At 61.3% G+C, this 3754-nt stretch carries 3 protein-coding genes; all 3 read right to left on the bottom strand.

The features are described 5' to 3' along the window. The coding region (astD, locus tag AC1DH9_RS24705; RefSeq protein ID WP_477808953.1) for a succinylglutamate-semialdehyde dehydrogenase at positions 1-1391 on the bottom strand (1391 nt) is incomplete at its 3' end. Continuing rightward, the gene (gene astA / locus AC1DH9_RS24700; protein WP_427545772.1) at positions 1388-2413 is read right to left on the bottom strand and encodes an arginine N-succinyltransferase; all 1026 of its coding nucleotides are present in this window, start codon (positions 2411-2413) and stop codon (positions 1388-1390) included. The genes astD and astA, both read right to left, overlap by 4 nt. Positions 2414-2481: 68 nt before the next feature. Then, positions 2482-3501, bottom strand: coding sequence for an arginine/ornithine succinyltransferase subunit alpha (aruF, locus tag AC1DH9_RS24695; RefSeq protein WP_427533045.1), 1020 nt, complete (start codon positions 3499-3501; stop codon positions 2482-2484). Between the last annotated feature and the right edge of the window lie 253 nt (positions 3502-3754).

The raw sequence follows: 3754 nt of genomic DNA, 5'->3' as shown, positions 1-3754 counted from the left end.
CAGTAATCCGCCGCGTAATAGGCACTGGCGCGATGGTTACCCGAAGCCCCCACACCGCCGAATGGCGCGCTGCTCGCGGCGCCGGTCAGCTGTTTGTTCCAGTTGACGATACCGGCGCGGCTTTCCAGCCAGAACTGCTGATAACGCGCTTGCGAATCCGACAGCAAACCTGCGGCCAGACCGTATTGGGTGTTGTTGGCTTCCGCAATCGCCGCCTCGAAATCAGCGTAGCGAATCACTTGCAGCAACGGGCCGAACAGCTCTTCGTCAGGACGATTGGCAACCGCGCTCACATCAAGAATGCCCGGGGTCAGCAACGCGGCGTTGGCCTGTGGCTGGGTCATTTTCAGCAGCGGCACGGCGCCATTGGCGAGCAGGTGTTCCTGTGCATCCATCAGTGCCTTGGCAGCGGCCAGAGAAACCACCGAGCCCATGAACGGCGCCGGTTGCTGATCGAACGCGCCGACGTCGATCGTTGCGCTGACTTCCACCAGACGCGCCAGCAGCTTATCGCCCCAGGCACCTTGCGGTACCAGCAAGCGACGGGCGCAGGTGCAACGCTGACCGGCAGAAATGAACGCCGACTGAATAATGGTGTACACCGCAGCGTCGAGGTCTGCGACCTGATCGACCACCAGCGGGTTGTTACCGCCCATCTCCAGCGCGAGGATCTTGTCCGGACGACCGGAGAACTGCGCATGCAGGTGGTTGCCGGTACGGCTGGAGCCGGTGAAGAACAGGCCGTCGATACCCGGATTGGCCGCCAGGGCGATCCCGGTTTCACGCGCGCCTTGCAGCAGGTTCAGCACGCCAGCAGGCAGGCCGGCTTCGATCCAGCACTTGACCGTCAGCTCGGCGACTTTCGGGGTCAGCTCGCTTGGCTTGAACAGCACGCTGTTACCGGCCAGCAGCGCCGGAACGATGTGACCGTTCGGCAAATGCCCGGGGAAGTTGTAAGGACCGAACACTGCCACCACGCCGTGAGGCTTGTGGCGCAGCACGGCAGTGGCGTCGCCCAGCGGGCCGCTCTTCTCGCCGGTACGCTCGCGGTAGCTCTGCACTGAAATGGCGATCTTGTTGACCATGCTGGTCACTTCAGTCGCGGCTTCCCACAGCGGCTTACCGGTTTCTTCACCGATGCAGTGAGCCAGTTCGTCAGCGTGTTTTTTCAGGCTGGCGGCAAAGGCTTCCAGCACGCCGATGCGATCTTCCAGGGAGCGTCTGGCCCAGGCCGGGAAGGCCTGACGTGCGGCTTGCACGGCGCTTTCAACTTGAGCAGCGCTGGCGCCCTGCCCCGACCACAGCACTTGCTGGGTGACCGGGTTCAGCGATTCGAACGTGTCACCCTGGCCTGCCAGCCATTCACCGGCGATATAAAGCGAATTCATTATTTCGACTCCCGAGCAGCAGACAACGGCACGGCACGTACTTGATCGCCGGCATTGAGTTGAAGACGTTTGGCGGTCAATGGGTCGACCACCAGGGTACCGGCGGCAAAGCGTGCGGGAGCGGCAGTGATCCGGCAGTCTTCGCGTTTGCGGTTGTGAATCAGAAATGGCGTGGCGTCATCACCCGGGGTGCCGATGGCCAATACCAGTGCCTGGCTGTCGCGGACCGCACGGATCTTGCCGGTTTCGCATTCAACGGCAGGACCTGCGTCGAAGATGTCGACATAACCCTGATAGCTGAAGCCTTCGCTCTTGAGCATTGCCAGCGCCGGCTCGGTGTCAGGGTGAACCTTGCCGATCACATTGCGCGCGCCTTCAGAGAGGAAGCAGGTGTACAGCGGGAACTTCGGCATCAACTCGGCGATGAACGCCTTGTTGCCCACGCCCGTCAGGTAATCGGCCTGGCTGAATTCCATTTTGAAGAAGTGCCGACCCAGGCTTTCCCAGAACGGCGAGCGGCCGGCTTCATCGGACACACCGCGCATTTCGGCGATGATCTTGTTGCCGAACAGCTGCGGGAATTCGGCGATGAACAGCATCCGCGCCTTGGCCAGCATGCGACCGTTGAGGCCGGAACGGTAATCGGCGTGCAGGAACAACGAGCACAGCTCGGAATTGCCGGTCAGGTCGTTGGCCAGGAACAGCGTCGGGATTTCACGGTAGATGTTCAGCTCTTGCGAAGCGCTGACGGTCAGGCCGACCCGGAAGTTGTACCAAGGCTCACGCAGGCCGACAGCGCCGGCGATGGCGGAAATCCCCACCACGCGACCGTTATCGTCTTCGAGCACGAACAGGTAGTCCGCGTCGCCGCGCCCCGCTTCGCCGCGAAAGGTCTTTTCAGCCCAGCCAACCCGATGAGCCAGACGCTCTTCGTTGGCCGGCAAGGTGGTCAGGCCGGTGCCGGTGCTGCGGGCCAGGTCGATCAGCGCGGGTAAATCGCTGCTGCGTACGGGACGAACGATCATGCTATCTCCTTAAACGGGTCGCTCAGGCCACCCGTAAAACTCTCTGCTCTTAAGCCTGAAATCGGGCCTTAAACTGCCACCAGGCGCACGCTGGCACCTTCACCGACGCCCAGGGCTTCGGCGGCTTCAAGATCCAGGGTTACCGGTTTGCCCGGCGCATAATCCAGCTCGAGCAATACCGCGCGGTAATCCTGCAACTGCGCATTGGCCACCAGGTACTGACGACCGGCACCTTTGACCGGCTCACCGATTTTCACCGGCACCACACGGCTCTGGGCGATCGAACGGATGCCCGAGACACGTGCGTGCAGGGTCGGGCCACCGTCGAAAATGTCGATGTAGTGATCGGTCTCGAAGCCTTCGCGCATCAGGATGTCGAAGGTGATCTGCGCCCGTGGGTGCACCTGGCCCATCGCCTCTTGGGCGGCGTCCGGCAGCAGCGGCACGTAGATCGGGTAATGCGGCATCAGTTCGGCGAGGAAGGTCCGGCTCTTGAGCCCGCACAGACGCTCGGCTTCAGCGTAGTTGAGGTCGAAGAAGTTGCGACCGATGGCATCCCAGAACGGCGAGTCGCCATTTTCGTCGCTGTAGCCGACGATCTCGGTGACCACCGAATCAGCGAAACGCTCCGGATGGCTGGCGACGAACAGCAAGCGACCGCGAGAGTTGAGTTCCGCCCAAGGTGAACCCACCAGCTCAGGAACCACATAGAAACTGGTCAGCAGGCTGTTGCCGGTCAGGTCGTGGCACTGGGAGAGCACATGAATCTTGTTATGAATCTTCAGCTCGCGAGAGGCGTGCACGAAGGTTTCATTCCGGAAACTGTAGAACGGCTCGGAATAACCGGCCGACGCGACGATGGCCGAGCAGCCCACCAGTTTGCCGGTGGCGGTGTCTTCGAGAACGAAGAAATAGCTTTCTTCACCGTTGAAGCTGACTTCGGCAGCGAACGACGCTTCGCTTGCGGCGATCTTGTCGCTCAAGCGTTCGACATCATCCGGCAAGGAGGTGACACCAATCGGGCTGTCCGCAGCCAGACGCTGTACCTCGCCCAGATCAGCCATTTGCGCGGGGCGCATCACCAGCATGGTGTCACTCCTTTCTCGAAAAACACACAGAGGAAAAAATAGCCGGGCCAATCCTTGAGACACTGTGGGAGCGAGCCTGCTCGCGATGGCGTCCTGTCAGACAACAAAGATGTTGGCTGTCAGGCCCTCATCGCGAGCCACACAGAGGAAAAAATAGCCGGGCCAATCCTTGAGACACTGTGGGAGCGAGCCTGCTCGCGATGGCGTCCTGTCAGACAACAAAGATGTTGGCTGTCAGGCCCTCATCGCGAGC

Source organism: Pseudomonas sp. 05T35, from assembly GCF_056396605.1.
Note: the sequence above shows the minus strand (reverse complement) of the source record. Positions and strands in the feature narration are given on the sequence as shown.

Coding starts and splice junctions, on each gene's coding strand:
- astA (WP_427545772.1), bottom strand. CDS start 2,413: ATGATCGTTCGTCCCGTACGCAGCAGCGATTTACCCGCGCTGATCGAC.
- aruF (WP_427533045.1), bottom strand. CDS start 3,501: ATGCTGGTGATGCGCCCCGCGCAAATGGCTGATCTGGGCGAGGTACAG.